General features: G+C 31.1%; 1 pseudogene. It reads right to left on the bottom strand.

The features are described from left to right. Positions 1-209: pseudogene (locus FOT98_RS31580) on the bottom strand (RNA-guided endonuclease InsQ/TnpB family protein); the annotation flags it as partial.

Raw genomic sequence — 209 nt, 5'->3', positions numbered from 1 at the left:
GACTAACTTTATGGAAGACGTCTTTTATTTTCAAGTAACGTTTTTGATGAAGTTTTTCTATCCTTTTAGAAGTAAAAGGTCCTTCATTAGTTTGTTTTTCATTTCTAAGAGTGCTTGTAAAATGACTCTTCATTTTGTTGTAATATTGATTTATGCTTTTGACATGTTTGCCCTTAACAAGGACAGGTTTCATACCTGTGTTTGTTACG

The sequence above is a fragment of the Bacillus sp. HY001 genome (assembly GCF_007558965.1).
Taxonomy (GTDB): domain Bacteria; phylum Bacillota; class Bacilli; order Bacillales; family Bacillaceae_G; genus Bacillus_A; species Bacillus_A mobilis.
This window is presented reverse-complemented; position numbering and strand designations above follow the sequence as displayed.